This is a genomic window from Vagococcus fluvialis, assembly GCF_048815235.1.
Lineage (GTDB): Bacteria > Bacillota > Bacilli > Lactobacillales > Vagococcaceae > Vagococcus.
This window is the reverse complement of the sequence record NZ_JBMEAO010000002.1, coordinates 81,349-108,184: the sequence shown is the minus strand read 5'-3', so window position 1 is coordinate 108,184 and position 26,836 is coordinate 81,349. Positions and strand designations below refer to the sequence as shown.

General features: G+C 33.4%; 31 protein-coding genes and 2 tRNA genes. 2 read left to right on the top strand and 31 right to left on the bottom strand.

Features of this window, described 5'->3' with window-relative positions:
• Window positions 1-55: 55 nt before the first annotated feature.
• The 5 genes from prfB to ACODH8_RS01775 form a co-directional block, all read right to left on the bottom strand.
• Window positions 56-1,160, bottom strand: a protein-coding gene (gene prfB, locus ACODH8_RS01795) for a peptide chain release factor 2 (protein WP_332465531.1) whose coding sequence is annotated in 2 segments (ribosomal slippage) — window positions 56-1,087 and window positions 1,089-1,160 — 1,104 coding nt in all. Because the reading frame shifts where the segments join, the coding sequence is not laid out codon by codon here.
• A gap of 57 nt (window positions 1,161-1,217) precedes the next feature.
• Complete coding sequence (secA, locus tag ACODH8_RS01790) at window positions 1,218-3,752, bottom strand: preprotein translocase subunit SecA (RefSeq protein ID WP_332465532.1); 2,535 nt, start codon at window positions 3,750-3,752, stop codon at window positions 1,218-1,220.
• A 179-nt stretch (window positions 3,753-3,931) separates the two neighbouring features.
• Window positions 3,932-4,486, bottom strand: coding sequence for a ribosome hibernation-promoting factor, HPF/YfiA family (hpf, locus tag ACODH8_RS01785; protein ID WP_332465533.1), 555 nt, complete (start codon window positions 4,484-4,486; stop codon window positions 3,932-3,934).
• A 135-nt stretch (window positions 4,487-4,621) separates the two neighbouring features.
• Window positions 4,622-5,320 (bottom strand): ComF family protein, encoded by a 699-nt coding sequence (locus ACODH8_RS01780; protein WP_332465534.1) that lies wholly within the window; start codon window positions 5,318-5,320, stop codon window positions 4,622-4,624.
• Entirely contained in the window at window positions 5,321-6,646 is a 1,326-nt protein-coding gene (locus ACODH8_RS01775; RefSeq protein ID WP_332465535.1) for a DEAD/DEAH box helicase, read from the bottom strand.
• Window positions 6,647-6,747: 101 nt separating this feature from the next.
• Between ACODH8_RS01775 and ACODH8_RS01770 the strand changes: the two genes are divergently transcribed.
• Window positions 6,748-7,674 carry an alpha/beta fold hydrolase gene (locus tag ACODH8_RS01770; protein WP_332465536.1) on the top strand — a complete coding sequence of 309 codons (927 nt, stop codon included), beginning with the start codon at window positions 6,748-6,750 and terminating at the stop codon, window positions 7,672-7,674.
• A gap of 52 nt (window positions 7,675-7,726) precedes the next feature.
• On the opposite strand, the gene ACODH8_RS01765 is transcribed toward ACODH8_RS01770, so the two are convergent.
• Entirely contained in the window at window positions 7,727-8,275 is a 549-nt protein-coding gene (locus ACODH8_RS01765) for a hypothetical protein (RefSeq protein ID WP_332465537.1), read from the bottom strand.
• A 49-nt stretch (window positions 8,276-8,324) separates the two neighbouring features.
• Here ACODH8_RS01765 and ACODH8_RS01760 point away from each other — a divergent pair, with 49 nt between their 5' ends.
• Window positions 8,325-8,960 (top strand): YigZ family protein, encoded by a 636-nt coding sequence (locus tag ACODH8_RS01760; protein ID WP_332465538.1) that lies wholly within the window; start codon window positions 8,325-8,327, stop codon window positions 8,958-8,960.
• Window positions 8,961-9,006: 46 nt separating this feature from the next.
• Here ACODH8_RS01760 and ACODH8_RS01755 read toward each other — a convergent pair whose 3' ends face one another.
• From ACODH8_RS01755 to atpB, 25 genes are all read right to left on the bottom strand, one after another.
• Window positions 9,007-9,714 carry a GntR family transcriptional regulator gene (locus ACODH8_RS01755; RefSeq protein WP_332465539.1) on the bottom strand — a complete coding sequence of 236 codons (708 nt, stop codon included), beginning with the start codon at window positions 9,712-9,714 and terminating at the stop codon, window positions 9,007-9,009.
• A gap of 173 nt (window positions 9,715-9,887) precedes the next feature.
• Window positions 9,888-10,055: a hypothetical protein gene (locus ACODH8_RS01750; RefSeq protein ID WP_332465540.1), complete on the bottom strand. Its 168-nt coding sequence runs from the start codon at window positions 10,053-10,055 to the stop codon at window positions 9,888-9,890.
• A gap of 61 nt (window positions 10,056-10,116) precedes the next feature.
• A tRNA-Gln gene (locus tag ACODH8_RS01745) sits at window positions 10,117-10,188 on the bottom strand.
• Window positions 10,189-10,199: 11 nt separating this feature from the next.
• Window positions 10,200-10,280 (bottom strand) — tRNA-Tyr (locus tag ACODH8_RS01740).
• A 73-nt stretch (window positions 10,281-10,353) separates the two neighbouring features.
• Window positions 10,354-10,584 (bottom strand): DUF2969 domain-containing protein, encoded by a 231-nt coding sequence (locus ACODH8_RS01735; protein WP_332465541.1) that lies wholly within the window; start codon window positions 10,582-10,584, stop codon window positions 10,354-10,356.
• 88 nt (window positions 10,585-10,672) lie between these two features.
• Window positions 10,673-11,752, bottom strand: coding sequence for a DUF4097 family beta strand repeat-containing protein (locus ACODH8_RS01730; RefSeq protein WP_332465542.1), 1,080 nt, complete (start codon window positions 11,750-11,752; stop codon window positions 10,673-10,675).
• Window positions 11,745-12,452, bottom strand: a complete 708-nt coding sequence (locus tag ACODH8_RS01725; RefSeq protein WP_332465543.1) for a helix-turn-helix transcriptional regulator — start codon at window positions 12,450-12,452, stop codon at window positions 11,745-11,747. Before ACODH8_RS01725 ends, ACODH8_RS01730 begins: the two co-directional genes overlap by 8 nt.
• A 122-nt stretch (window positions 12,453-12,574) precedes the next feature.
• Window positions 12,575-13,225, bottom strand: coding sequence for a CBS and ACT domain-containing protein (locus tag ACODH8_RS01720; RefSeq protein WP_332465544.1), 651 nt, complete (start codon window positions 13,223-13,225; stop codon window positions 12,575-12,577).
• 3 nt (window positions 13,226-13,228) lie between these two features.
• Window positions 13,229-13,933 (bottom strand): ABC transporter ATP-binding protein, encoded by a 705-nt coding sequence (locus ACODH8_RS01715; protein WP_332465545.1) that lies wholly within the window; start codon window positions 13,931-13,933, stop codon window positions 13,229-13,231.
• On the bottom strand, window positions 13,933-14,709 hold the full coding sequence (locus ACODH8_RS01710) for an ABC transporter ATP-binding protein (protein ID WP_332465546.1): 777 nt from the start codon (window positions 14,707-14,709) through the stop codon (window positions 13,933-13,935). The genes ACODH8_RS01715 and ACODH8_RS01710 overlap by 1 nt, the downstream gene beginning before the upstream one ends.
• Complete coding sequence (locus tag ACODH8_RS01705; RefSeq protein ID WP_420517468.1) at window positions 14,687-15,655, bottom strand: branched-chain amino acid ABC transporter permease; 969 nt, start codon at window positions 15,653-15,655, stop codon at window positions 14,687-14,689. Before ACODH8_RS01705 ends, ACODH8_RS01710 begins: the two co-directional genes overlap by 23 nt.
• Before the next feature lie 9 nt (window positions 15,656-15,664).
• On the bottom strand, window positions 15,665-16,540 hold the full coding sequence (locus tag ACODH8_RS01700; RefSeq protein WP_332465548.1) for a branched-chain amino acid ABC transporter permease: 876 nt from the start codon (window positions 16,538-16,540) through the stop codon (window positions 15,665-15,667).
• A 63-nt stretch (window positions 16,541-16,603) separates the two neighbouring features.
• Entirely contained in the window at window positions 16,604-17,779 is a 1,176-nt protein-coding gene (locus ACODH8_RS01695) for an ABC transporter substrate-binding protein (protein ID WP_332465549.1), read from the bottom strand.
• A 125-nt stretch (window positions 17,780-17,904) separates the two neighbouring features.
• On the bottom strand, window positions 17,905-18,186 hold the full coding sequence (yidD, locus tag ACODH8_RS01690) for a membrane protein insertion efficiency factor YidD (RefSeq protein WP_420517467.1): 282 nt from the start codon (window positions 18,184-18,186) through the stop codon (window positions 17,905-17,907).
• Between the two features lie 65 nt (window positions 18,187-18,251).
• Window positions 18,252-18,431 carry a DNA-directed RNA polymerase subunit beta gene (locus ACODH8_RS01685; protein ID WP_332465551.1) on the bottom strand — a complete coding sequence of 60 codons (180 nt, stop codon included), beginning with the start codon at window positions 18,429-18,431 and terminating at the stop codon, window positions 18,252-18,254.
• A gap of 20 nt (window positions 18,432-18,451) precedes the next feature.
• The gene (gene murA, locus ACODH8_RS01680; protein ID WP_332465552.1) at window positions 18,452-19,741 is read right to left on the bottom strand and encodes a UDP-N-acetylglucosamine 1-carboxyvinyltransferase; all 1,290 of its coding nucleotides are present in this window, start codon (window positions 19,739-19,741) and stop codon (window positions 18,452-18,454) included.
• 102 nt (window positions 19,742-19,843) lie between these two features.
• Complete coding sequence (locus tag ACODH8_RS01675) at window positions 19,844-20,080, bottom strand: DUF1146 family protein (protein WP_332465553.1); 237 nt, start codon at window positions 20,078-20,080, stop codon at window positions 19,844-19,846.
• Window positions 20,081-20,159: 79 nt separating this feature from the next.
• A complete protein-coding gene (locus tag ACODH8_RS01670; RefSeq protein ID WP_332465554.1) occupies window positions 20,160-20,585 on the bottom strand; it encodes a F0F1 ATP synthase subunit epsilon in 426 nt (141 codons plus the stop codon).
• A gap of 15 nt (window positions 20,586-20,600) precedes the next feature.
• A complete protein-coding gene (gene atpD, locus ACODH8_RS01665) occupies window positions 20,601-22,004 on the bottom strand; it encodes a F0F1 ATP synthase subunit beta (RefSeq protein WP_332465555.1) in 1,404 nt (467 codons plus the stop codon).
• 19 nt (window positions 22,005-22,023) lie between these two features.
• Window positions 22,024-22,941 carry a F0F1 ATP synthase subunit gamma gene (locus tag ACODH8_RS01660; protein ID WP_332465556.1) on the bottom strand — a complete coding sequence of 306 codons (918 nt, stop codon included), beginning with the start codon at window positions 22,939-22,941 and terminating at the stop codon, window positions 22,024-22,026.
• A gap of 16 nt (window positions 22,942-22,957) precedes the next feature.
• Window positions 22,958-24,496: a F0F1 ATP synthase subunit alpha gene (atpA, locus tag ACODH8_RS01655; protein WP_332465557.1), complete on the bottom strand. Its 1,539-nt coding sequence runs from the start codon at window positions 24,494-24,496 to the stop codon at window positions 22,958-22,960.
• 31 nt (window positions 24,497-24,527) lie between these two features.
• A complete protein-coding gene (atpH, locus tag ACODH8_RS01650; protein WP_332465558.1) occupies window positions 24,528-25,067 on the bottom strand; it encodes an ATP synthase F1 subunit delta in 540 nt (179 codons plus the stop codon).
• A complete protein-coding gene (gene atpF / locus ACODH8_RS01645; protein WP_332465559.1) occupies window positions 25,060-25,581 on the bottom strand; it encodes a F0F1 ATP synthase subunit B in 522 nt (173 codons plus the stop codon). The genes atpH and atpF overlap by 8 nt, the downstream gene beginning before the upstream one ends.
• A gap of 63 nt (window positions 25,582-25,644) precedes the next feature.
• Window positions 25,645-25,857, bottom strand: coding sequence for an ATP synthase F0 subunit C (atpE, locus tag ACODH8_RS01640; RefSeq protein WP_332465560.1), 213 nt, complete (start codon window positions 25,855-25,857; stop codon window positions 25,645-25,647).
• A gap of 44 nt (window positions 25,858-25,901) precedes the next feature.
• Window positions 25,902-26,621 (bottom strand): F0F1 ATP synthase subunit A, encoded by a 720-nt coding sequence (gene atpB, locus ACODH8_RS01635; RefSeq protein WP_332465561.1) that lies wholly within the window; start codon window positions 26,619-26,621, stop codon window positions 25,902-25,904.
• Between the last annotated feature and the right edge of the window lie 215 nt (window positions 26,622-26,836).

Sequence of the window (26,836 nt, the reverse complement as noted above, 5' to 3'; positions counted from 1 at the left end):
CATGTCAATACATTACAATTCTATTTCAAAAAATTTTCAGTCTTTCTTTTTGAAATCAATTTGACATTTTTAACCTCAAGTATGCATCAATAAAACCATCAATATCCCCATCCATAACAGATTGCGTATTTCCTACTTCGTAATTAGTACGATGATCTTTAACCATCGAATATGGATGAAAGACATAAGATCTTATTTGTGAACCCCAACCAATTTCCATTTGTTCTCCACGAATAGCAGCTGCTTCTTGCTCTTTTTTCTCCATTTCAATTTGATAGAGTTTCGCTTTTAACATACTCATGGCTTGTTCTCTATTTTTTAATTGAGAACGTTGAGCTTGACTAGCAACAATGACACCACTAGGAATATGAGTGATTCGAACAGCTGAGTCAGTCTTATTAACATGTTGCCCACCAGCACCACTAGCTCGGTAAGTATCAACTTTTAAATCATCTGATTTAATTTCAATCGAAACATCATCTGTCAACTCAGGCATTACATCAATAGAACAAAAAGATGTATGACGACGACTATTTGAATCAAAAGGTGAAATTCTTACTAAACGATGAACCCCACGTTCAGATTTTAAATAACCAAAGGCATTAAAGCCTTTAATCATTAGCGTCACACTCTTAATACCCGCTTCATCTCCTGCTTGGTAATCAATCGTTTCCACTTGGAAGCCTTTAGAGTCTGCCCATCTCATATACATTCTTAATAACATACTACCCCAATCTTGTGATTCAGTCCCACCAGCACCTGGATGAAACTCGATAATTGCATTATTGTGGTCATATTCGTCACTTAATAATTGAGATAACTCAAATTCTTCAATTGTTTCTTTATATGCTTTAAAAGCTTCTACAAGTTCTTCAAACATGGTTTCATCTGGTTCTTCTTCAATCATTTCTACCATTAACACTAATTCTTCTAAACCATTTGTTAAATCATTAAAAGTTTCATATTGTGCCTTTAATTGATTAGATTGATCAATAACTGTTTGTGCTTTTTGACTATCATCCCAAAAACCTGGTTCTGCCATCATACTCTCAGCTTCAGCAATTTGCTCTTCCAACTCATCTAAGTCAAAGAGACCCCCTAAAGTTATTAATTTTTTCTTCTAATTGTTCTAAATCAGACTTTATTTCATATAGTTCCACAAAAAGACCTCCTAAAAATAAGCAAAGCGACTCAGAATTTCTAAGTCGCCATCTGCTTTAAACTGGTTTTCCATGACAGTTTTTATATTTTTTACCACTACCACAAGGGCATAAATCATTTCTACCAATTTTTTCATCAACTTTAACAGGCATTTTTTTCGTATCAGAAGATACAACACCTTGTTCTTCAGTTGGTTTGATTGCTTCTCCTTGAGCAACTTGCTCACGTTGAACGTTTTGACGGATTTCAGCTTTCATGAATAAACGTGTTACTTCATATTCAATAGCTCCTACCATGTCGTTAAACATTTGGTAACCCTCTGTTTGGTAATCAACTAATGGGTTATTTTGACCATAGGCACGTAAACCAATTGACTCACGTAATTGATCCATAGCATCAATATGATCTGTCCATTTAGTATCAACAACTCTTAAAATAACTACTTTTTGGAATTCAAGTAATTGTTCAGAGCTGTCTAGAATAGCTTCTTTTTCATCGTATAATTCTTTAGCTTTTCCAAAAATAAATGTTTTCATTTCTTCTGGCGTCTTGCCTTCAAAATCACTTAATGAGATTGCATCTTCATGGGTAATTGTAGCTCCAACAAAGTCAACTAAACCTTGTAAGTTCCATAATTCTTTTTCACCTAAGGCCGTTGTATGACTTTCAACGTAACTACTAATAGTACGTTCTACCATACCTAATAAAACAGGTTTTAAATCGTCATCTGATGTAATGACTTGGTTACGTTGACGGTAAATAACCTCACGTTGCTCACGCATAACATCATCGTATTGAAGAACGTTTTTACGTGTATCGTAGTTGTTACCTTCTACACGTTTTTGAGCTGACTCAACTTGTTTAGTAAACATTTTACTTTGAATAACAGCATCTTCTTCTTCTAAGTTCATACGGTCTAAGAACATTTTAATTCTTTCTGAACCAAAACGTTTCATTAATTCATCTTCTAATGATAAATAGAATTGAGTCACACCAGGGTCACCTTGACGACCAGCACGTCCTCTTAACTGATTATCAATACGTCTTGATTCATGACGTTCTGTACCAATAACAGCCAATCCACCTGCTTCAATAACGCCTAAACCTAAACGAATATCCGTACCGCGACCAGCCATGTTAGTCGCGATTGTTACAGCGCCTTTTTGACCAGCATTCATGATAATTTCAGCTTCTTTAAAGTGGTTTTTAGCATTTAAAACTTCATGAGGAACTTTTGCTTTTGTTAATAAATCTGATAATAATTCAGACGTTTCAACAGCTACAGTACCAACAAGAACAGGTTGTCCTTTTTCGTGACGTTCTTTAATGTCAGCTACTACCGCTTTAAATTTACTTGTTAAAGTTGGGTATAATAAATCTGCTTTATCATCACGAACAATCGGTCTATTAGTTGGAATTTGAATAACTTGCATGTTATAAATTTCTCTAAACTCTTCTTCTTCTGTTTTCGCAGTACCTGTCATACCAGATAATTTTTTATACATACGGAAATAGTTCTGGAATGTAATGTTCGCCATTGTTTTTGTTTCATCTTCAATTTCTACGCCTTCTTTGGCTTCAATTGCTTGATGTAAACCATCAGAATAACGACGACCATCCATAATACGACCAGTAAATTGGTCAACAATCATAACTTTTCCATCTTGTACAACATAATCAATATCTAAAAGCATAATGTAGTTAGCTCTTAGTGATTGGTCCATGTAATGTGTTAAAGAGGTATTTTCAATGTCATATAAGTTATCAACATCAAAATGTTTCTCAGCTTTTGAGATACCTTCTTCTGTTAAAGCAATTGTTTTTGATTGAACATCGATTTTATAATCTTCTTCGTTTACTAATGTTTTGATGAAGTTGTCCGTTCTGTTATACATTGCAGTTGATTTTTCAGCTTGACCAGAAATAATAAGTGGTGTTCTTGCTTCATCAATTAAAATCGAATCGACCTCATCCACTACTGCGAAGTTTAATGGACGTTGTACCATTTGCTCACGGTAAACAACCATGTTATCTCTTAAGTAGTCAAAACCTAACTCATTATTTGTTGAGTATGTAATATCGCAAGCATAAGCTAAACGTTTCTCTTCTGAAGATTTAGAGTTGATGTTTAATCCAACTGTTAAACCTAAGAAGTTATATAACTCACCCATTTCACTTGCATCACGTGTTGCCAAGTACTCATTTACAGTAACAACATGAACACCTTCACCTGATAATGCGTTTAAATAAACAGGCATAGTCGCTGTTAACGTTTTACCTTCACCTGTTTTCATTTCAGGGATACTACCTTCATGAAGAACAATACCACCCATAATCTGAACTTTATAAGGGAATAAACCTAACACACGTTTTGCTGCTTCACGAACAACTGCAAATGCTTCTGGTAATAAAGCATCTAGTGTTTCTCCTTTTTGATAACGAGCTTTAAACTCTTCTGTTTTACCTTGTAATTCTTCATCTGTTAATTTTTCAGTCTGTTCAGCAAAGGCTTCAACCTTACTTGCTAAATGATCCAAACGTTTTAAATCTTTTTTATCATTTTCAATTAATTGTTTCAAGAAATTTGCCATGAATGAAATCTACTCCTCGTTTATATTCATTTGATATCAATTATCATTATTTATAGTTCATAAAAAATAAAATGAGTTCATCTCACATATTTTATCATTACTTGTCACAAAATAAAACTCTTTTAACTAGAAAAGAACAATAAAAAGAGCTTGTGGGTGCCCACAAGCTCTTTTTATCACTAATTTGTTTCGATTAAACCATATTTTCCATCTTTACGACGATAAACAATGCTTGTTCCATTTGTTTCTGCGTCTTCAAAGATAAAGAAGTTATGACCTAACATATTCATTTGTAATACTGCTTCTTCACTATCCATTGGTTTTAATGACAGACGTTTAGTTCTTACGATTTCTAAATCAGGTTCATCTTGAACTTCTACATTTTCTGTATTAAAAATCGCTGCTGCTACTGCTGGATCTAAATTTGTCTCTCTAGATTTGCGATTAATTTTAGTTTTGTATTTTCTGATTTGTCTCTCTAATTTATCCACTACTAAGTCGATACTAGCGTATAAATCTGGAGATGTTTCTTCAGCACGTAATACTAAGTATGGTAACGGAATTGTCACTTCCACTTTAGCATTTTTATCTGAATAAACTTTTAAGTTAACATGTGCTGTTGATTCTGGAACATTAGTAAAATATTTTTCTAATTTCCCAATTTTTTTCTCAACATACTCTCTAATGGCTTGAGTAACCTCAATGTTCTCTCCACGTACATTATATCTAAACATACTAATTACCCCTTTCGTCTATCACTCAAAGAGGAAGAATGTAGGGACCACTCTCTAACCTTCCTCTTCTTACTTCTATTATAACTAAGTAATAGACAAATGACAATTAACTTTAGTAAAAAAACGCTTCATATTTCATCTTGATAGGGTAAATGACCTTATTTCCTTTGGATTGTATTGAGAAAGGCAATCATAAGCATGCAGTATAGTTCTTCCTGTCGTATAAACATCATCAACTAAGAGTATTTTACTATTTTCAACCCTTTTCCTTTTATTTTTAGTTACAATAAAGGGTTGTTTCATTAATAAACGCTCTTCTTTCCCTCTTTCCGATTGCTTAGAGATTGTATTTTTCTTTGATAAGTATAACTCAAAAGGAACACTACTAGCTTTTAGCATTTCTTCCACTTGATTAAATCCCCTATCCTTCATTCCTTGTTTTGATAATGGAATAGGAACAATAATAAAACCTTTCTTTACAAAAGGGCTTAGTTCCTTAAACACATCTTTTGAGAAAGCTGTTCCCTTTCTAATATCTCCTAAAAATTTAAATTCTTTAAAATAATCACTCATCATATCGGTATAATCATATAAAAACGTATGATGTAAAGAAAAATGAGGTATTATTTTTTGCCAATGAGAACAATCTTTACAAGTATCATGTGAAGCTGTTAACTTTTTTTGACAAAACTGACAGGTCTTACCATTCTTTTGAGATTTAATTGTTTCATAACAACTATAGCAACACTCGTTAAATAAAATAGGCTTAAAAAACAACAAATCACTTATTTTTAACTCCTTAACTAAAGAGTCACCACAAAAAGAACATTTCATTTAAAACCCTCCTTTTCGGTTCATCTCTTTAATTTGAGCCACACTATTATTAATACTTTTAGTTTTTCCTGTATGAAAAAAATAAATATTACCTGTAGGAAAATCGTTTTTTCTTCCAACTCTCCCTGCAATTTGAACTAAACTCGCCGTTGTAAAGGTTCTGTGATTTGCTTCAAATACAATCACATCAATATTTGAAAAAGTCACTCCCCTTTCAAGAATCGTCGTTGTTAGCAGCCAGTCTAAGTCCCCTCTTCTCATTGCCATAATTAATTCTTCTCGATCATCTTTTCCTGAATAAACATAAGCTATCCTTTTATTTGGGAATTGTTTTCTTAGTATTTTGTAGAATAATTTCATTCTCTCAATATTCGGAAAGAAAATTAAACAAGCTTTGCTTTGCTTTTCTAAAATTAAAGACATACTTCTCGTCAACCTCCCTTTAAATAGCTGCTGATTCAAAAAATAGTTAAAGTGACAACTAGGTACAGGTAAGGCATGACCATGATACCTATTAGGTAAATAACTTAGATTTAATTCGTTCATCGATACCTTTTTTTTCAATTCTTCACTTGGGGTAGCAGTCAAATAAACTAAGCTCCCTTTTTTCTTAAGACTTGTTTTAATGCCATATTCTAAATAAGGATTTCCTGCATACGGAAAAGCATCAACTTCATCAACGACTATTAAATCAAAAGCTTGATAAAAACGAAGTAATTGGTGAACTGTTGCAATAACAAATGATGTATATCTGTAATCTTCTTCCTTTTTGCCATATAACAAGATAATATCTTCTTCTTTAAACGCTTCTTTAAAACGTGGTAAAAGTTCTAAACAAACGTCTATCCTAGGAGAGACAATAGCTATTCGACATCCCTTACCTAAAGCCAAATGAACTAAAGGAAATAACATTTCAGTTTTCCCAGCGCCTGTTACTGCATGAACAAGATGATTTTCTTTTCGTTTAAAAGATTTCATTAGGTCCTTAGCTATTTTTTGTTGCGCTTTTGTTAGTTCTCCTTGCCACGTCAGTCGAACTTGCCTTTTGCCCTTTTCTTTCTCTAAGACATAATAAAATGATTCTCGGCTTTCAACTCTTCCTAATAAAATACAAGTTGGGCAATAGTAAAAATCAGTTCCCTTGCTAACAATTCGCCAATTTAGTTGATTATCTTCAAAACCACACCTTTTACAAAGCATTTTATTTTTCTTCATAACAATACTTTTTTCACGACAAATTCCTAACTGGTGTAACGCTTCATGGTATTCTTTTGGTATTTCTTTTTTTAGTAATTTCCGACCCATTAAGTAATCCTCTAATCTCATTGATCCACCCCATTTTATAAAAAATACGCGGAAGACTTTTTTGTTTTTTAGAAATAGACTATAATAGTCAGTAGTTACTTCAAAGGGAAAGGATGTACCATATGAAAAAATACTTTGTTATCGAATCAATGGATGAGAAAACAGATTTAAATGGTGTGATATGGCAACCAGAATCAAGTAAAGCGCCACGAGCGATTTTACAACTTATCCACGGCATGGCAGAATACATTGAACGCTACGATGAATTAGCGACTTTTTTAAATGAAAATAACATTTTAGTTGTAGGTCACGATCATTTAGGGCATGGTGATTCAGTTGATATTGAAAACCCAAAAATGGGTTACTTTGCAAAAGGCGATAGTGCCTCAATTTTAGTTGAAGATACTTATCAGATTACAAACTATATCAAAAAAAGATATCCAACTGTTCCTGTATTTATTTTGGGACATAGTATGGGGTCGTTCGTTTTGAGAAACTATTTAAAAACCTACTCTACAGCCGTCGAAGGTGCCATTTTAATGGGAACTGGTGGCAAACGAGAAGAAGTTAAATTAACAAAAAAACTTCTAAATGGCTTAAATACAATTAGTCCTAAAGCAGTCAATTCTGCTTTTCATCATTTATCATTTAGTAATTTCAATCGTCGTATTAAACAGCCTATCTCATCAAACGCTTGGCTTTCTAAAAATGAAGACAATGTTAAATCATATGATTTAGATGAGAAATGCGGCTTTGTTTTTACTAATAACGGCTTTTATACATTAATCAACTTAATCGATGGAGCAACTCAAAAAAACTGGTTTAAGACAATTAGAACCAACTTACCTTTATTAATTGTTAGTGGTGAAAAAGATCCAGTTGGTAATTACGGTAAAATCCCTAGAAAAATTGCTGTTGATTTAACCGATAATTTCTTTAATGATGTGACTCTTCGTCTTTACCATGATCTTCGTCATGAGATTTTAAATGAAAACGAAAAAGAAGATATAATGAACGATATCTACGATTGGATAACAAATCATTTATAAAAAAAACGAAACAAAAGTACCTCTTTAAAGAGGTATCCCTTGTTTCGTTTCTTTATTTTAATTGCTCAAAATTAGATAGCATATCATCTAAATTCTGTAGAGTTTCTGCACTTGGGTTTTCTTCACTCGTCCATGCTGCTAAATTAATAAAATAGTCATCTGTTTCAATCAGATAAGAACAATAGGTTAAAGGTCGCCCTTTACTGTCATCCATAACAAACTGAAGATAATAACTAGGTAAGTCATTTAGCTCTCTCTCATCAGGTTCTATTTTAATATCACCTTTTTGTTCAGATATTTTCTTTAAGAAGTCATCTTTGTAATTATCTAAGCTTTTATCAACTGGCTCAACACCTGCTGTCATAAATGATTTATTTTCTTTGTTTCCAACTAAAAAAGTAATATTTCCATCTTTATTAGGATATTTAATCCAATTATCTAATAATCTAAAACGATACTCATGTTCTTCGATATTAAACGTATACATCAAAGCACTATCAGAGTCCGTAGCTTTTTTCTCTACTTCTTTTTGTTTTGGTTGGCACCCCGCTAAAAAGAGTAGACTAATAGTTGTTAACAAAATTGCTATATTCTTTTTCACTTGTTATACCTCTTCATCTTATTAAAATTAACTAACCAGGAGGCTAATTATGTTATCACATTACTATACCATAAAAAATGATGGACAATTTGAAATAGTTATAAAAAAATCACGTTTTATATGCCATCTCAAACGTATCGATTCTGAAGATCAAGCAAAAGAATTCATTCAAGAAATAAAAAAGGAACATTGGAAAGCAAGTCACAACTGCGTCGCTTACGTTTTAGGTGATCAGCAATCAATTCAACGATCGAGTGACGACGGAGAACCTAGTGGAACTGCAGGTATTCCAATGTTAGAAGTTTTAAAAGTCAAAGAACTACGTAATGTATTAGCAGTAGTTACTCGTTATTTTGGAGGAACAGAATTAGGAGCTGGTGGTTTAATTAGAGCTTATAGTAGCTCAGTAGCTGAAACTTTAAATCACGTTGGGTTAGTTAAAGGAACTCTACAACAAGAAGTCCAATTAACTATTGATTATCCTTTACATGGAAAAGTCACTCATTTTTTAGAAAATAATCCTGAATACACATTAAAAGATACGCTTTTCACTGAAAAAGTCACTCTTTTAATCATGGCTAATGAGGACCAAGTCAATATTTTGACAGAATCATTAATCAATTTACTCAGCAATCAATGTTTCATTGAATTAGGTGAAACTGATTACGTAGAAACACCAATCTAATAAAAAAGATTAACTCCTCATTTTAGCTTGGGGAGTTAATCTTTTTTTATTTTTCTAAATAAAATTCAAAACGTTCACCAACGTATTGACTTCTTACATACTCAAAAGGAGTGCCATCTTCAAAATATGAAATTTGGCGTAATCTTAAAATAGCTTCGCCACGTTTGATATCTAAAAAATGAGCAATTTTTTCAGAGGAAACCACTGCTGAGATATGTTGGCTTGATTTACCAATGACAGCATTTCCTTTTTCAGCTAAAGCTTTATATAAAGAGGTTGTTACTTCTTCTTTATCAAAATCAGAAACCAATTTATATGGGATACTCGCTACTTCAAAACAAATAGGCACATCATCTGAATAACGAATTCTTTCCATCTTTAAAATGTCATCTTTTTCTGTTAATTTTAATTTTTCCATCTCACTTGAGCTAGGTTTTGTCACAAAATAAGAAATGGTTTTACTAGATGGCACACTTCCTTGCGATTTTACAATATCAGAAAAACTAGTTGTCCCAATCATCGTCTCTTGAACTTTTTTTCGTGCGACATAAGTTCCAGAACCAATTTTTCTTTCTAAGATTCCCTCATCAGCTAAAGTTTGAATAGCTTGTCTTAAAGTCATTCGACTGACATTGAACTTTTCAGACAACTCTCTTTCAGATGGTAAACGGTCGCCAACACGCCATTTACCTTCTTCAATCTCTTGTTTAATTTGATCGTGAATTCTTAAATATACAGGTAATTTAGAGACCACTTAGAACCACTTCCCTTTCTCAATTTTATATCATATTATAACTGGTATAGACAAAGGATACAACTAGTTTTAAGTAATAAAACCGATTTTCAGTCAATTTGTACAGTTTATTGTCAGTATTTCCCAAAAATAAAAAAGCTTCTTATTTAAAGAAACTTTTCTTGTTTAAGCTATTAATATAATCTTGAATGCCACTTACGAGTGTTTTCTTTGTTAGCAGTTGAATTATTTTCCTCTTTTACAAAGGGAATCGTTTGTTTAACATCTTCAACTAAATCTGTTTCTTTTAAAATATCTCTGTAAGTCATGTACTGCTCAGTTAGTTTATCTTTTAACTTCATGCTAATAACTTCCTTTCAAAAATAAAATAAAAAAGCTAACACTGTCTGTTAGCTTTTAAAACTGGGCTAGCTGGATTCGAACCAACGAGTGACGGAGTCAAAGTCCGTTGCCTTACCGCTTGGCTATAGCCCAAAAATAAAAAATGGAGGGGGGCAGATTCGAACTGCCGAACCCGAAGGAGCGGATTTACAGTCCGCCGCGTTTAGCCACTTCGCTACCCCTCCAGCTAGTCGCGTTAAAAACCCGACTTCATAATCATACATAATTCCAAATAAAAATGCAAGCATTTTTTTAAAATTAATTATGTAAATTCCAATTTCTTAAAACTTCTTCATATCCTAGGTCCATTGATTTTACAAATCCAACTAATGTTTCATCAGATTTAACTTCAAATTTATTAGATTCTACTTCAGTCACTGTTCCAATGACACGTTTTCCAATAACTAGTTCATGACAAGCATATTTTTCACCATCTTTAGTGATAACATCTTCTTTTATTTCTACTTCAACAGGTTTATTTTTTTTCATTCTATTCACCTCTTATCTCTTAACTTATTGAGGATAGCATATTTTAAAAGATTTGTTAAGTCAAAAAAACTTTTCTATCGCTTATATATTAATCAAAAAAAGTTTCTTTTAAAATAATATCTCCATTAGTCGTTTGAAAATTAAATATCATTTTTTTATTACTTGAATTAAATGCTTTACTTTCAGCTACAAGGTATCCTCGATCACGGGCATTAACAACTAAATTTGCTTCCTGAGTTACCACATTACCTCTCTTAGTACTCCCATTTATTCTAAAAGGGACTTCTTCTCCTTCTGGTAATAAAACCTCAATATTGGCATTTGTTGTTCGACCGTCAATTTCATAATGACCTTTCTCAAAAAAAGCTTGGGACATTAAATCTAAAGTAATCTGTGCATTCTTTGTTTCTAAGGATTGCTTCATAAAATGACTATTTTGTACTAAAATATCTGCATTTGTTGTTCTAAATTCTGCTTCCTTTGCAGTCGCATCTTTTACAAAAATTCTAGCATTCGTCGTCACAAGTTCGACTCTAGCTCCTCGATATTTTATCAAATTGATATGACTATTTTTAGTAATCCCTGTTAATACATCACTTTGACACTTGCTCAATTCTATTTGAGCATTCTTAGTTTTAACAAAAATTTCACTACTATTTATATTATTTAACGAAACAGCTGCATTGCTATTTTCTATAGCTAATAAACTTAAAAATGTCTCAGGAATCATCACTTCACAACCTAAGTATTTTACGCCATGGTAATTGTAACTCAACTGGTAGTTTCCATTATTTTCATCAAAACAAATCATTGGATCATTATGACGAGATTGTTTATACCAACCATTTATTTCAATGGTTCTTTTTTGATGTGTTGACACTTTGATGTGGCTATTTTTTCCAATTAATTTTAAACTTTTAAAATTATCCAAATTAACTGTTTTTTCTATTTTAAATAATTGATGACCATTTCCAAAAAAATCATAAGGTTGTTGTGGTTGTACCATTGAAGTTGTATTTTCTTCTTTTTTAACTTCATTACTCTGATTATTTTCACTTACTTTGGTTTCACTAGCTATCAGTTCTAATAAGTCTAATGCTTGTTCTTGAGTAATCATGTCTTCTTTTAACATTTGCAACACTTTTAGTTTCTGTTCTTCTTTATTCATAATAATCCTCCTCAAGTTGTTTTAACATAATTCGTTGTTTTTCAGTAAAAAAAGTTAAATAATTTTCTAATTCTGTTACTTCCAATTCCTTAAAACTTACTTTCTCTATTATTTTTTGTTTTTGAGTAAACGTTAAAAAAGGAAATAATTCATCTAAAAATTCATATTCTTGATTAGCAAGACAGGTTGCTAAAACTTTATCTCGTATTTTTGAAGACATCATGGGAATCAATGTTTCTAAAGCTAAATACCTTTTTTCATTTAGCAAACTAAGAACAACTAATTCTTTTAATCGACTAGACAGATAATAATAATAATCTTCAATAAGAAAATCTGAATTATGTAAACTAAGTAACTTAAAGACAGTTTGTTCTTTTTGAGTTTCATCTAATAATAAAAAAGAATCAAAATAATTATTTATTTCTTCTAAACGTTCAGCTTTCATAAATTGAAGTACTGTATCATTTAAATGATTACTATTTTCTTGTAGATTAGTCATTCTTTCCTGCCATAAGTCTGAAATAGAAATTTGAAATAAATTAGCTATCTCAGGAATTAATGAAATATCTGGTAAGGATTCACCTCTTTCCCATTTAGATACGGCTTGAGGTGTAACAAAAAGACTTGTAGCCATCTCCAGTTGCGTTAACTTGTTAGCTTTTCTAAAATACTTTAAGTTGACACTAATAGATGTCGTCACTGCTACACCTCCTCTCTAATAAAAGGATAGCAATTTTTATCTTTAAAAACAATCAACTACTAGTTTAGTTTAACAAAAAAGACTACGAAATAAGTATCTGCACTTATCTCATAGCCTTATAATTAACGTGTTATGGTTTTAATGGATGAAACAACTTTATATCCTTCTGATTCTAATATTGATTGAATCTCATCATTTTTATCTGATGTTGTTTGAATAACAATAATCGGTTCTTCTTCATGACGATAAACTACAATTTGAATAATATTAAAATGATTTCTTGAAAAAATATCTGTTAATTTAGCTAAGACGCCTTCTTCATCTTTTGGAATTGAAATAGAGACTCTAGAACCAGGTGATTTATAGCCTGTAATATCTAAGAACGCATCAAAAATATCATTATTTGTAATAATTCCAACAATATTATCCCCATCATCTAAAACGGGTAAAACATTAATTTTATAGCTTCTCATTTGATAGATAGCATCTTCTAATAAACAAGTTTCTTTAATAGTTTCAACTTTTTCAATCATAATATCAGCGATTACAGTTTTATTTAATAAATAGTTAGCTTCATACACACTTAAACTTGTTGCTTTTGAAGGCATAGCTCCTTGGATAGTTCCCTCTGTAATCAACCCTACTAATTTACTATCCTCTACTACTGGTAGTCGATGGATATCGTGTTTTTTCATCATTTCAACAGCATCAAAAATTTTTAAGTCTTTTTTTGCGATAATCAAGTTTGTTGACATAAAGTCTTTTACTAACATTTTTTATCCTCCTAAGTACGCTTTTTGAATATCAGGACTATTTAATAAGTCACTGCCACTTCCCTCTAAAACAATACGGCCAGTTTCTAAAACATAACCTCGATCAGCTATACCTAGCGCCATTTTAGCATTTTGTTCGATTAACAGAATTGTTGTCCCTTGTTTATTTATTTCTTCAATAATAGAAAAAATTTCTTTAATAAATATGGGTGCCAATCCCATTGAAGGCTCATCTAAAAGAAGTAGTTTTGGACGTGTCATCAGGGCTCTTCCCATAGCAAGCATCTGTTGTTCGCCACCTGAAAGTGTTGCGGCATCTTGGTTTTTTCGTTCATTTAAAATTGGAAAGCGTTCAAAAATGCTTTTCATGATTTCTTGGCTTTCTTTTTTATCTTTATATAAGAAAGCACCTAACTCTAAATTCTCCATAACCGACATTCCTGTAAAAACATGTCGTCCTTCTGGAACTTGAACTAAACCACTACTTGCTATTTTAGGTGGTGTTTCTTTTTCAATCTTTTTCCCTTCAAAAACAATATTACCTTGGCTTGGTCTAACTAATCCTGAAATAGTTCTTAAAACAGTTGTTTTACCTGCTCCATTAGCCCCAATTAAACTAACAATTTCTCCTTGATTCACTTCAAAACTAATATCTTTCACCGCTTGAATCATGCCATAATGAACAGACATATTTTCAACTCTTAACATTACAATTCACCACCTAAATAAGCTTCTATTACTCGTTTATTACTCTTGATTTCATCTGGTAAGCCACTAGCAATTAATTGACCATACTCTAATACATAAATACGTTCGCAAACTTCCATAACAAGAGACATGTCGTGTTCAATCAATAAAATCGTTAATTCAAATTCTCTTTGAATTTTTTTAATTAGTTCTGTTAGTTCGGCCGTTTCTTGAGGATTCATTCCTGCTGCTGGCTCATCTAAAAAAAGTATTTTAGGTTCTGTTGCTAAGGCTCTAACAATTTCTAAACGTCGTTGCTCTCCGTAAGATAAATTTTTAGCTTTTTCATCTTTTTTATCTAACAAATCAAAAATCGACAATAATTCTTCTGCCTGCGTTAACATATTTTTTTCTGCTTTATAAAAATTAGGTAATCTAAAAATACTAGATAAAACTCCTACTGGTTGTTTTCCAGTCATCGCTATTAAAACATTATCAATAACTGATAACTCTTTAAACAATCTAATATTTTGAAAGGTTCTTCCTAAACCTAAATTAGCAATTTTAAAAGGTTTCAAGCCATTTAAACGTTTATCTCCCGTACCAGTTCCTAAAATCACATCACCTTCACTTGGTTCATAAACGCCTGTTAATAGATTAAATAAAGTGGTTTTCCCTGCTCCATTGGGTCCGATAAGACCAACTAATTCATTTGTTTTTAACTCTAGACTGACATTAGAAACAGCAGCTAAACCACCAAAATTTTTAGTTAAATTATTTACTTTTAGTAGTGACATTAGCTTCGCCTCCTCTGTTAAACATCTTTTTAAATGATAATTCTTTTGTACCTAATAAGCCTGATGGTTTAAAAATCATAATAATAACTAAAGCTAAGGCATAAATAATCATTCTTAATGATCCTGCATCTTGTAAAAACATATTAAGTAACCCTAGTGCAATAGCCGCAATAAATGTTCCTGTAATACTACCCACTCCACCGAAAACAACAATGATTAAAATATCGATCGATTTCATAAAGTCAAAGTTACCTGGAACAATAGTTTGGATATAACTAGCATATAAGCCACCTGCAACGGCCGCCGTCATTGCACCAATCACAAAAGCAATGACTTTGTATTTAGTGGTATTAACACCCATAGATTCTGCTGCAATTTCATTTTCTCTAATAGAAAGTGTTGCTCTTCCAGCTGGGCTATTAATAAAATTGGTCGTTATCAAAGTCATTACACAAACTATCACGTAAACCATAGACCATGTAACAAACGGTGTGATTCCAAATAAACCCGCTGGCCCATTTGTAATACCATCTAAATTCATGATTAAAGTTCTAATAATTTCTGCTACACCTAATGTAGCAATAGCTAGGTAATCACCTGATAATCTCAATGTAGGTATCCCAACAAGTAACGCTACAACTCCTGAGATGACTGCTCCTATAATCAGACCTGATAAAAAACCTGTAAATGTAGGTATCTTCATTGATAAAATAGCTGTGACATAAGCCCCAACTGCCATAAATCCAGCATGTCCTAAAGAAAATTGCCCAGATATACCAATAACTAAATTTAACCCAACAGCTAAAATAATATTAATCCCAATCATTACTAAAGCATTTTCGATAACTGGAGACATCAAACCCGTACTATAAGAAAGGGCTAAAATAATAAATCCAGCAATCATTAATCCTAACCATGAGAGATTTGCTTTCATATTTTTTTTCATTCAACTCACCTACACTTTTTCTTTGACATTTTTACCAAGTAATCCTGCTGGTCTTACTAATAAAACCACAATTAAAATCCCGTAAACAACCGCATCTCGATACGCTGTAAATCCTAAGGCGCTGACAAAGGTTTCAATAACACCAATCGCAAATCCTCCTAAAGCAGCACCTGGTATAATACCAATCCCACCGAAAACAGCAGCAATAAAGGCTTTAAGTCCAGGGGCTACTCCCATCATTGGATCAATACTATTATAGTAAAGACCAATTAACACGCCTCCTGCTGCAGCTAAAGAAGAACCTAAGGCAAAGGTAAATGAAATTGTATGATTGACATTTATTCCCATTAACTGGGCTGCATCCGCGTCAACACTAACAGCTCGCATAGCCTTTCCCATTTTTGTGTAACGAACAATTACTTGAAGTAAAAACATAAGGACAATTGATGTTATTAAAATCATTAATTGAATTTTACTAATCGTGAACAATCCTAAATCATAATTCGTATTTTCGACAATTTGTGGAAACGGTCTTGTGTCTGCTCCAATAAAATAAATCATTAATGCTTGGATTAAAAATGAGACACCAATAGCAGTTATTAAAGCTGCTATCCTAGTCGATTTTCGTAATGGTCGATAGGCTAAAAATTCAATTAAAACACCTAACACTGAACACACTGCCATTGAAATAAGAAGTGTTGGAATTAAACTAAGTTTTAATTCATTTGTTACGTAATACCCAACAAATGCTCCTACCATATAAATTTCACCATGAGCGAAATTTATTAATTTTATAATGCCGTACACCATTGTGTATCCCAATGCTAACAAAGCATAAATACTACCTAATGATAGGCCATTTACTAATTGTTGAAAAAAATCCATTTTGAGTCAGCCTCCTTTTTAATAAAAAAGGTAAGGAACTGTTTAGCTCCTTACCTAACATAGCTATGGGTTTACAACATCTGCTGATGTTTCTTCGCCACCATTAACCCCGATAACCACTGCTGCTTTTTCTGGGTTATGATTTTTATCCATAGTCATCTTACCTGTAACTCCTTCAAAATCTTTAAGGCTAGCTAACTCTTTTGTCATCTTGGCACTATCAGCTTCGCCTGCTTTTTCAATTGATTCTGCAAGCATATAAAGTGAATCATAAGCTAAAGCATTAAATGAACTTGGTGCTTTGTTATATTTAGTTTTAAAGCTATCAATAAATTCTTTTACTTTATCTGATCCTGGTGCTTTTTCAGAAAAATGAGCTGTGTAATAAATATTATTCATATTATCTTTACCAGCAATGTCAATTAACTTTTCATCTGAAAAGCCATCTGCTCCAAGAATTGGTTGTTCAATTCCCATTTCGCGAGCTTGTTTGATAATTAATCCCGCTTCTTCGTAGTAACCTGGCAGATAAATGAAATCAAAATCTTTGTCTTTAATTTTCGTTAAAATTGCTTTAAAGTCTTTATCTTTTTGATTAAATTTTTCATCAGCTACAATCTCTCCTGTAAATGTATCTTTGAAAGATTTAGAAAGACCTTTGGCATAGTCACTTGATACATCACCAATTACAACCGCTTTTTTAGCATCTAAATTATTCATAGCATAATTAGCTAAGATAACACCTTGGAACGAATCTTGGAAACACGCTCTAAAAATATATTCTTGAACAGCGTCATTAACAACTGTAATAGCATCATCTGTACCTGATGGTGTGATTACTGGGATTTGTGCTTTTGTCACATTTGGAATTTGAGCTTTAGAAGCACCTGATGTTGCTGGTCCAATAATAGCAACTACTCCTTCTTTTGTTGTTAAGTTTGCAGCAACTGCTGCGGCTTCTGCTGTATCTGATTTATTATCTTTAACCACTAATTCAATTTTTTTACCATTAATCCCACCATTAGCATTAATTTCTTCTACAGCTAATTCAACTCCATCTTTTTCTTGTAAACCATAAGCTGCAACTGCTCCTGATAATTCTAGATTCAGACCAATTTTAATGGTATCTGATTCTTTACTATCTTTTTTAACCTCTCCTGCTGCCCCACCACCGCCAGGCGTTCCACATGCTGATAGTAGTACCATACTTGCAAATAACATTCCGACTAATTTTTTCATACCAAACTCCCCTAACCTTCTATTACATTAGATTTTTTTAATTAAGATGTTTACTACTATAACCAAATTCTAATAGTATGTCAACTGAATATTCAGATAATTCAAACAAAAAAAGAAGAATAAGATTACTTACTCTTCTTTTTCGTATATGGACCTGTATATTTTTCACTAGGATTTCTTTTTAAACTAAATTTTCTAGGCACATAATCAATGCCACCTTCAACAAATGGATGACAACGTAAAATACGGCTAGTTCCCATTGTTACACCTTTTACCGCACCATGACAATTGATAGCATCAATCATGTATTGAGAACAAGTTGGATGATAACGACAGCTTCTAGGAAACATTGGTGAAATAAATTTTTGATAAAACCTCACAGGCGCAATAAAAATTTTTTTAAACAAATAACTCATCAACTTTCTATTAATCGAATAAAAGAGGCCTAACTTAATCAGTTAGCCTCTTTCTTTTATTTCATAAACTCTAAAATATGTTGCCAAGTTCCAGATGAAAAAGCATCTGCACCATTGCCTTTTCCAATCACGGTAAAGCCAACATAAATCCCTACAAAAAATAAAATTGCTAATACTACTAAGGCAAGGATAATAAGAGATACTTGTATAACAACATGTTTAGTGATACTACTCATCTCATCCACTCCTTTAACATTTATCCAATAGAAACTTCTGCTTTAGTTTGACTATCTAGTCTCTCCACATTAGCTCCTAAAGCTTGTAATTTTTTGTGGAAGTTATGATACCCTCTATCCAAGAATTCTAAATGATAGACTTTTGTAACTCCCTCAGCTACTAAACCGGCAATAATTAATGCCGCTGCTGCTCTTAAATCAGTTGCAGATACTTCCGCTCCTTGTAAACCAAGAACACCATCAATATAGGCAACATTTCCAGAAACTCTGAAATTTGCGCCCATACGTTTCATTTCTTCTAGATGTTGGAAACGATTTTCAAAAACAGTTTCTGATAAAACGCTTGGTCCACTCGCTAAGGTCATCAAGACACTCATTTGAGCTTGCATATCAGTTGGAAAACCTGGATGTGGTAAAGTTTTAACATCTGCTGGTTGTAACACTTCTGGACCAATAACTCTAATGCCACCAGCTTCTTCAGAAACAGAAACGCCCATTTCTAAAAGTTTTGAAATTAAAGGACGGTTATGTTCCATAATACCTTCTTTAATCAAGATGTTTCCACCTGTTACAGCAGCTGCAACCATAAACGTTCCAGCTTCAATTCTATCTTGAACAACTGCATGCTCAATACCATGTAATGTTGAGACACCTTCAATACGAATTGTCTCAGTTCCAGCTCCTACAATTTGAGCACCCATTTTATTTAAATAAATAGCTAAATCAACAATTTCAGGTTCTCTAGCTACGTTTTCTATGATAGTTGTTCCTTCTGCTTTAACAGCTGCCATCATAATATTTTGAGTTGCACCAACACTAGGGAAATCAAGATAAATTCTAGCTCCAGTTAACTTGTCTGCTTTAGCTTCAATATACCCATTTGTTTGGGTAATCGTTGCTCCTAATGCTTGGAATCCTTTTAAATGTAAATCAATTGGTCGTTGTCCGATAGCACATCCACCAGGCATTGCTACTTTAGCATGTCCTGTACGGGCTAAAAGTGGACCCATTACAACAATAGACGCTCTCATTTTACTTACATATTCAAATGGCGCTTCGTTTAATAATTCTCGTGTTGCATTAATTTTAATTGTATTGTTATCTTCATTAAATTCTACATCTGTATTTAAATGCTTAATTACATTATTCATCATAAACACGTCTGATAAAATTGGGGCATTGGTAATGATTGTCTCACCTTGATCAGCTAGTAGTGCACCTGCTAAAATAGGTAATACGGCATTTTTAGCGCCTTCTATTCTCACTTGTCCTGATAGCTTATTGCCACTTTGAACCTTAATGTATTCCATAAGTCACCCTCCGAAAATTTCTCGAATCTTCTAAATCTCAATTATTATAACATGCCCTCATACAAAATGGTATTTTTTATTACTCTATTATATAAACAACCTCTAAGAAAACACATTTTGAACTAAGTCTCGTGTTAAAAACATAACTTCCATAAAGAAGTTGCTTGCATTATACCCAATAAAAATAGCAAATAACACAAACACTACTCGCATTTGTTTATAGTATTGCTGTCCCTTTTTAAAAAGTAAATCGAGCCTCATTGCTTGAAGCCCCCAAAAAGCTAAATAAATAAAAGCAAAATGACTAAAAATTCTCACTAAAGTATCGACTGCGTACAAAAATAAAACCACCTTCCATTGTCTCTTCATTTTAATTAAAAAAAACAAAAAGGTAAAGAGCAAAAGCTCTTTACCTTTTTTATTTGCTTTTATTAGCTACGTTCAATCGATTGATAGCTCGGTGAAGAGCAACCTCAGCTCGAGCAAGATCAATATCATGATCTTTTTCTTGTTTGGCTTTTTCAATTTTTGTTGTAGCACGTTGTTTAGCTTCTTCGGCACGAGACACATCGATTTGAGCTTCTGTTTCAGCACTATTAGCAATAATAGATACCACATTATCTCTAATCTCAATAATCCCTCCATTAACAGCTACCCAATCAGAACCACCTGCTTCACCAGCTAAATCAATGCGAACTGCATCAATATTTAATGGTGAGATTAATGGTGAGTGATTTGGTAATACTCCTAAGGAACCTGCTTGTGTATTAGCTACTAATAGTTTAGCTTCATGGTCATAGATAATACCACTTGGCGTCACTATATTAACGACGAAGGAACTCATATCTATTTCCCCCTTCTAGTAACCTAATTTTTCAGCTTTTTCAATAGCTTCTTCAATACGTCCAACACTTCGGAAAGCTTCTTCTGGTAAGTTATCATGTTTACCATCTAAGATTTCTCTAAATCCTTTAATTGTTTCTTCTAAAGGAACATAGCTACCTGGTTGACCTGTAAATTGTTCCGCTACGTGGAAGTTTTGAGATAAGAAGAATTGAACTCTTCTTGCTCGTCCTACAACAACTTTTTCTTCATCAGATAACTCATCCATACCAAGAATCGCAATAATATCTTGTAATTCTTTGTAACGTTGTAATAAACGTTGTACTTCAGTAGCCACTTGATAATGCTCTTCACCAACAATTCCTGGCTCTAAAGCGCTTGAAGAAGAAGCTAATGGGTCTACCGCAGGGTAAATACCCATTTCAGACAAACGTCTCTCAAGGTTAGTTGTCGCATCTAAATGGGCAAACGCTGTAGCTGGAGCCGGATCCGTATAGTCATCGGCTGGTACATAGATTGCTTGAATAGATGTGATTGAACCATCTTTAGTAGATGTAATACGTTCTTGTAATTGTCCCATCTCAGTAGCAAGGGTTGGTTGGTAACCTACCGCAGAAGGCATACGACCTAAAAGGGCTGAAACTTCTGAACCTGCTTGAGTAAAACGGAAAATATTATCAATAAATAATAATACATCTTGTTTTTCTTGATCACGGAAATACTCTGCCATTGTTAAACCAGTTAACGCAACACGCATTCTGGCTCCAGGTGGCTCATTCATCTGACCAAAGACCATAGCTGTTTTATTAATAACACCTGAATCTTTCATCTCAAAATAAAGGTCATTTCCTTCACGAGTTCTTTCACCAACACCGGCAAAAACTGAAATACCTCCAAGTTCTTGAGCAATGTTGTTAATTAATTCCTGAATTAATACTGTTTTACCAACACCGGCACCACCAAACAAACCAACTTTACCACCTTTTAAATAAGGTGCTAAAAGGTCAATTACCTTGATACCAGTAATTAATACTTCAGTTTCAGTACTTAAATCTTCATACAATGGTGCTTCTGTATGAATACTTGTTTTTTCCATACTTTCAGGAAGTTCTTCACCTAAATCAATAGGCTCACCTAAAACGTTAAAAACACGTCCTAGAGTTTCGCGACCAACAGGGACACTGATTGGTGCTCCTGTATGAAGTACTTCCATTCCACGTTGTAATCCATCTGTTGAATCCATGGCAATGGTTCTTACGACACCATCTCCCATTTCAATCGTTGTCTCAAGAACAACTTTTTGTTTGTTCTCAGATTTATAGACAACTAAAGCATCATTAATATCTGGTAATGATTGATCTAATGGGAATGCCACATCAACTACGGGACCGATTACTTGGACTATTTTTCCAATTTTCATCTCTTAAATTTCCTCCCCATTAATCTTCTAAAGCTGCTGCACCACCGACGATTTCAGTAATTTCTTCAGTAATTGCTGCTTGACGTGCTCTATTAAAAGAAATCGTCAAGTCATCAATAATATTCTGTGCGTTGTCTGTTGCACTTTTCATTGCTGTCATACGCGCAGCATGTTCTGCAGTTTTAGAGTCTAACACTGCTCCGTAAATTAAACTTTCAGCGTATAGGGGCAGTAATGTATTTAAAATTGCATCTTCAGATGGCTCTAAAATATAATCTTGTTCATAAGTTGCCGCTTCGCTAGCGTCTAAGTCTTGAATAGGCAGCATCTTTTCTGCTCTAAATGCTGAAGATAATGTATTAACATGATGGTTATAACAAACATACAACTCATCGAAAACTTCATTATTATACATTTGAATAGCAGAATTTACGATTTTACGAATTTCATTATAAGTCGGATGGTCACTTAATCCCTTTAGTTCATATGCCACTGGAATTTCTCGGTGTTTAAAAAAGTTAGCACCTACACTTCCAATTGACATAATAACAACTTCGTTTTGATCTTTATGATCATTACGTAAGATTTCAAGGGTATTTTTTAGCACTGAGCTATTATAACCACCAGCTAAACCTTTATCTGAAGTAATTATGATATAACCTGTTTTTTTAACAGGACGAGCAATTAACATGTTATGGTACATTTCCATATTATCTTCAAAACTAGAAAAATCAGCTTTTTCAATTGCTTGTAATTGTGAAGACGCTAAGTGAGTTGTAATACTTCTTACTTTCATGGCATACTCTTGAAAACGTCTAGATGATTGTTCAGATTTTGTCAATTTGGAAGCTGCTACCATACGCATAGCACTTGTAATTTGACTCGTCTTTTTAGTCGAAGCTATTCTCTTTTTAATATCTATTAGGGAACCGCTCATGCTCAATCACCACTTTCTAGGATTGTGTTAATTCGTCTGCTACAGAAAAGCTACTAGAACTAAAGATTCCTTTATATTCTTCGATAGCTTTCTTCATATCTTCTTCGTTTGGTAAATTTTTCGTTGTTTTAATCGTATCAAAAATAGCTGGGTAGTTATTCCCTACATATTCAAACAATTCTTTTTCAAAACGTAATAAATCACTCACTGGAACAGTATCTAATAAACCATTTGTTAAGGCATAAATGATTAACACTTGTTTTTCAACACCAATTGGCTCATGAACATTTTGTTTTAAAATTTCAACGGTACGTTTACCACGATTTAACTTCGCTTGAGTTGCCGCATCTAAATCAGAACCAAATTGTGTAAAGGCTTCTAACTCACGGAAACTTGCTAAGTCAGTACGTAATGTACCAGCAACTTTTTTCATTGCTTTAATTTGAGCAGACCCACCTACACGGGAAACTGATAAACCGGCATTAATCGCTGGTCTAACACCTGAGTAGAATAAATCACTCTCTAAGAAAATTTGCCCATCTGTAATAGAAATAACGTTCGTTGGAATATAAGCTGAGATATCTCCTGCTTGTGTTTCAACGAAAGGTAATGCTGTCATTGATCCTCCACCAAGAGAGTCATTCAATTTAGCAGCTCTTTCTAAAAGACGAGAATGTAAGTAGAATACATCCCCAGGGAATGCTTCACGACCTGGTGGTCTTCTAAGTAATAATGATAACTCACGGTAGGCAGCTGCTTGTTTTGATAAATCATCATAAACAACTAATACGTGTTTACCGTTATACATGAATTCTTCACCCATTGTTGCACCAGCATAAGGCGCTAAGTAAAGAAGTGGAGCTGGTTGTGAAGCTCCGGCAGATACTACAATTGTGTAATCCATCGCTCCGTATTTTTTAAGTGTTTCCACTTGATTTCTAACTGTTGATTCTTTTTGACCAATTGCTACATAAATACAAATCATATTTTCTTCTTTTTGATTAATAATTGTATCAATTGCAACTGATGTTTTACCTGTTTTACGGTCACCAATGATTAACTCACGTTGACCACGACCGATTGGAACTAAAGCATCAATCGCTTTAATACCTGTTTGTAATGGCTCATCAACTGATTTACGCGCCATAACACCAGGTGCTGCACTTTCTATTGGTCGGTATTTATTTGTTTTAATTTCACCCATACCATCGATTGGTTGTCCCAATGAATTAACAACTCGCCCGATTAAAGCTTCACCTACTGGTACTTCCATAATGCGTCCAGTACGTTTTACTTTATCGCCTTCACGAATGTCTTGGTATTTACCTAAGATAATAATACCAACACTATCAGCCTCTAAGTTTTGAGCCATTCCGAACACGCCATTGTCAAATTCTAATAACTCTCCTGACATAGCATTCTCTAAACCGTAAGCGCGTGCAATACCATCCCCAACATAGGAAACCGTACCGACTTCATCTACTGTTAAAGACTCTTCGTATTTAGCAAGTTGTTGTTTTATGTGCGAACTAATTTCTTCCGCTTTAATACTCATGTATTTCACCTCTCACCTTGTCACTTACGTATCATTTAAGTAGTGCTGCGTGAACACTAGCTAATTCAGTTCTCACGCTTTGATCAATAACACGATGTTCAGATTCGATAATCATTCCACCCATGATGTTTGGGTTTAATTTTGGTCGAATAACAACTTTGTTTGCATGAAATTGTTTCGCTAAGCGATTTTCTAAATCATGTCTTTGATCCATGTTAAGGGCTACTGCTGTTGTAACTTCAACAACAACAATCCCAAATTGGTCATAATATAAATGCTCAAATTCATCAATAATTTCAGGAATCTCTCTCATTCGACCATAGTCATAAACCGTGTGAATGAATTTAGCAACAGCATCGCTAAAGCTATTTTCCAAATCTTTGACAATATTTACTTTTTCATACACTGATAAACGATCATCTGTTAAAATATCACCCAAATCAGGTACTTGGCGATAAACTTCTCTTAACTGAAGCATCTCTTGATAAATTTCAGAAACTGAGTTTAACTGTGTTGCTTCTGTAAATAGAGCTTTACCATAAGTTTTTGCAACAGTATATTTTCTATTCATCTTCATCGACTCCTAGCTTTTCAATACTAGATTGAATCAACTCTTGATGAGTGCTCGCCGATAATTCCTTTTTAAGAATTTTAGAAGCAATTTCCACTGATAGGTCTGCTACTTCTTTTTTTGCTTCGTCAATCATTCGTTCACGTTCGATGCGCAAATCTTCATGAGCTTGCTTTTTAATACGAGTGGCATGCTCTTGTGCTTCAAGTAAGATAGCGTGAGCGTTATTCTCAGCTGTTTCTTTTGCTTGAGCAATAATTCCTTGTGCTTCAGTACGTGACTGTTTTAGTTCCATTTCTCTTTGTTTGCCTAATTTATCGGCTTCAATTCTTGAATTCTCTGCATTATCAATGTCTGACGCGATTTTATCTTCACGCGCTTGCATCATATCAACTACAGGACCCCATGCAAATTTCTTCAAAGCTAATAACAAGACTAGAAAAGAAACACTAACAAAAAGGATTGTACTTAGCATACCTTGACCTGCATTAGCCACGACTAATTGTTGGATCATAAGTTTACTACACTTCCTTCCTTCGTCATTTAAAAATAAATGACTCTCCTCTAAATTATATTATTACATGAAGACTAAGATTAAGGCGATAACCACACCTAAAATTGGAACTGCCTCGATTAAGGCTACCCCGATAAACATTGTTGCTCTGATTTGACCTGACATTTCTGGTTGACGAGTCATTGATTCGATCGCTTGTGCGATTACTTTACCATTACCATATGCTGCTCCTAATGAAGCTCCGAAAACTGCGATAGCCGCTGCAAGATATTGCATTACTATTTCCTCCTAATGATTGTTTTAATTTAAGTAACTATTTTTTAATGCTCTGCTTCTATTTTATGTGACAGGTAAACCATCATTAATGTCACAAAAATAAAGGCTTGTACTGCTCCAATAAATAACGAGAATGTTTGCCATATAACTTCTAATGGTAAAGCTAGTACAAATTTAGTTGGACTGCTTGCACCAAGTTGGGCAATTAAAGTTAACAAGATTTCCCCAGCAAAAATATTTCCATATAAACGAAGACCTAACGTCAATACGTTTGTAAATTCTTCAATTATCTTAATTGGAAATAGTATAGCTGTTGGCTTCAAGAAACTATTAACAAAATAACCTTTTGCTCCTTGTTTTTTCACACCATAATAGTGAGATAACGCAATAGCAATTAAAGCTAATGTCATAGTAACAAGCGGGTCTGCTGTTGGTGACTTCCATAAGGATATCTCATCTGGGAAGATAACTACTTTTGTTATTAATCCAATCACGTTGGAAACAAGAACAAACATAAAGAAAGTAAATCCTAATAAATGGTAATCATTTACTTCTTTCTTAGGTACGTTATCAGATACAATACCTCGAATAAAGTCAACTATAAACTCTAACACATTCTGTTTCCCTTTAGGCTTCATCTGTAAATTGCGACTACAAAAGAATACGATTCCAAAGACGATTAAACAAGTGATAACTGTCATAATACATACTGTGGCATCAAACGTAATTCCCGCAACCTCAATCATCAGGGATTTTTCTTCCACCTCTATTCACCCCTTTTCTCTTTAGAAAATAATTGCTTCAGGAAACTGTAATGTCTTCCTGTTTTTTTATATAGAAAAGATATAAAAAATCTTTCCTAACTATTAGTTGGTACTTCATGGTTTTTGAACCCAACTAGGACTATAATAACACCAAATGATAAATAACACAAAGCAATTATATGTTTTTTTAATGTAGATTTTAGATGTTTATATAA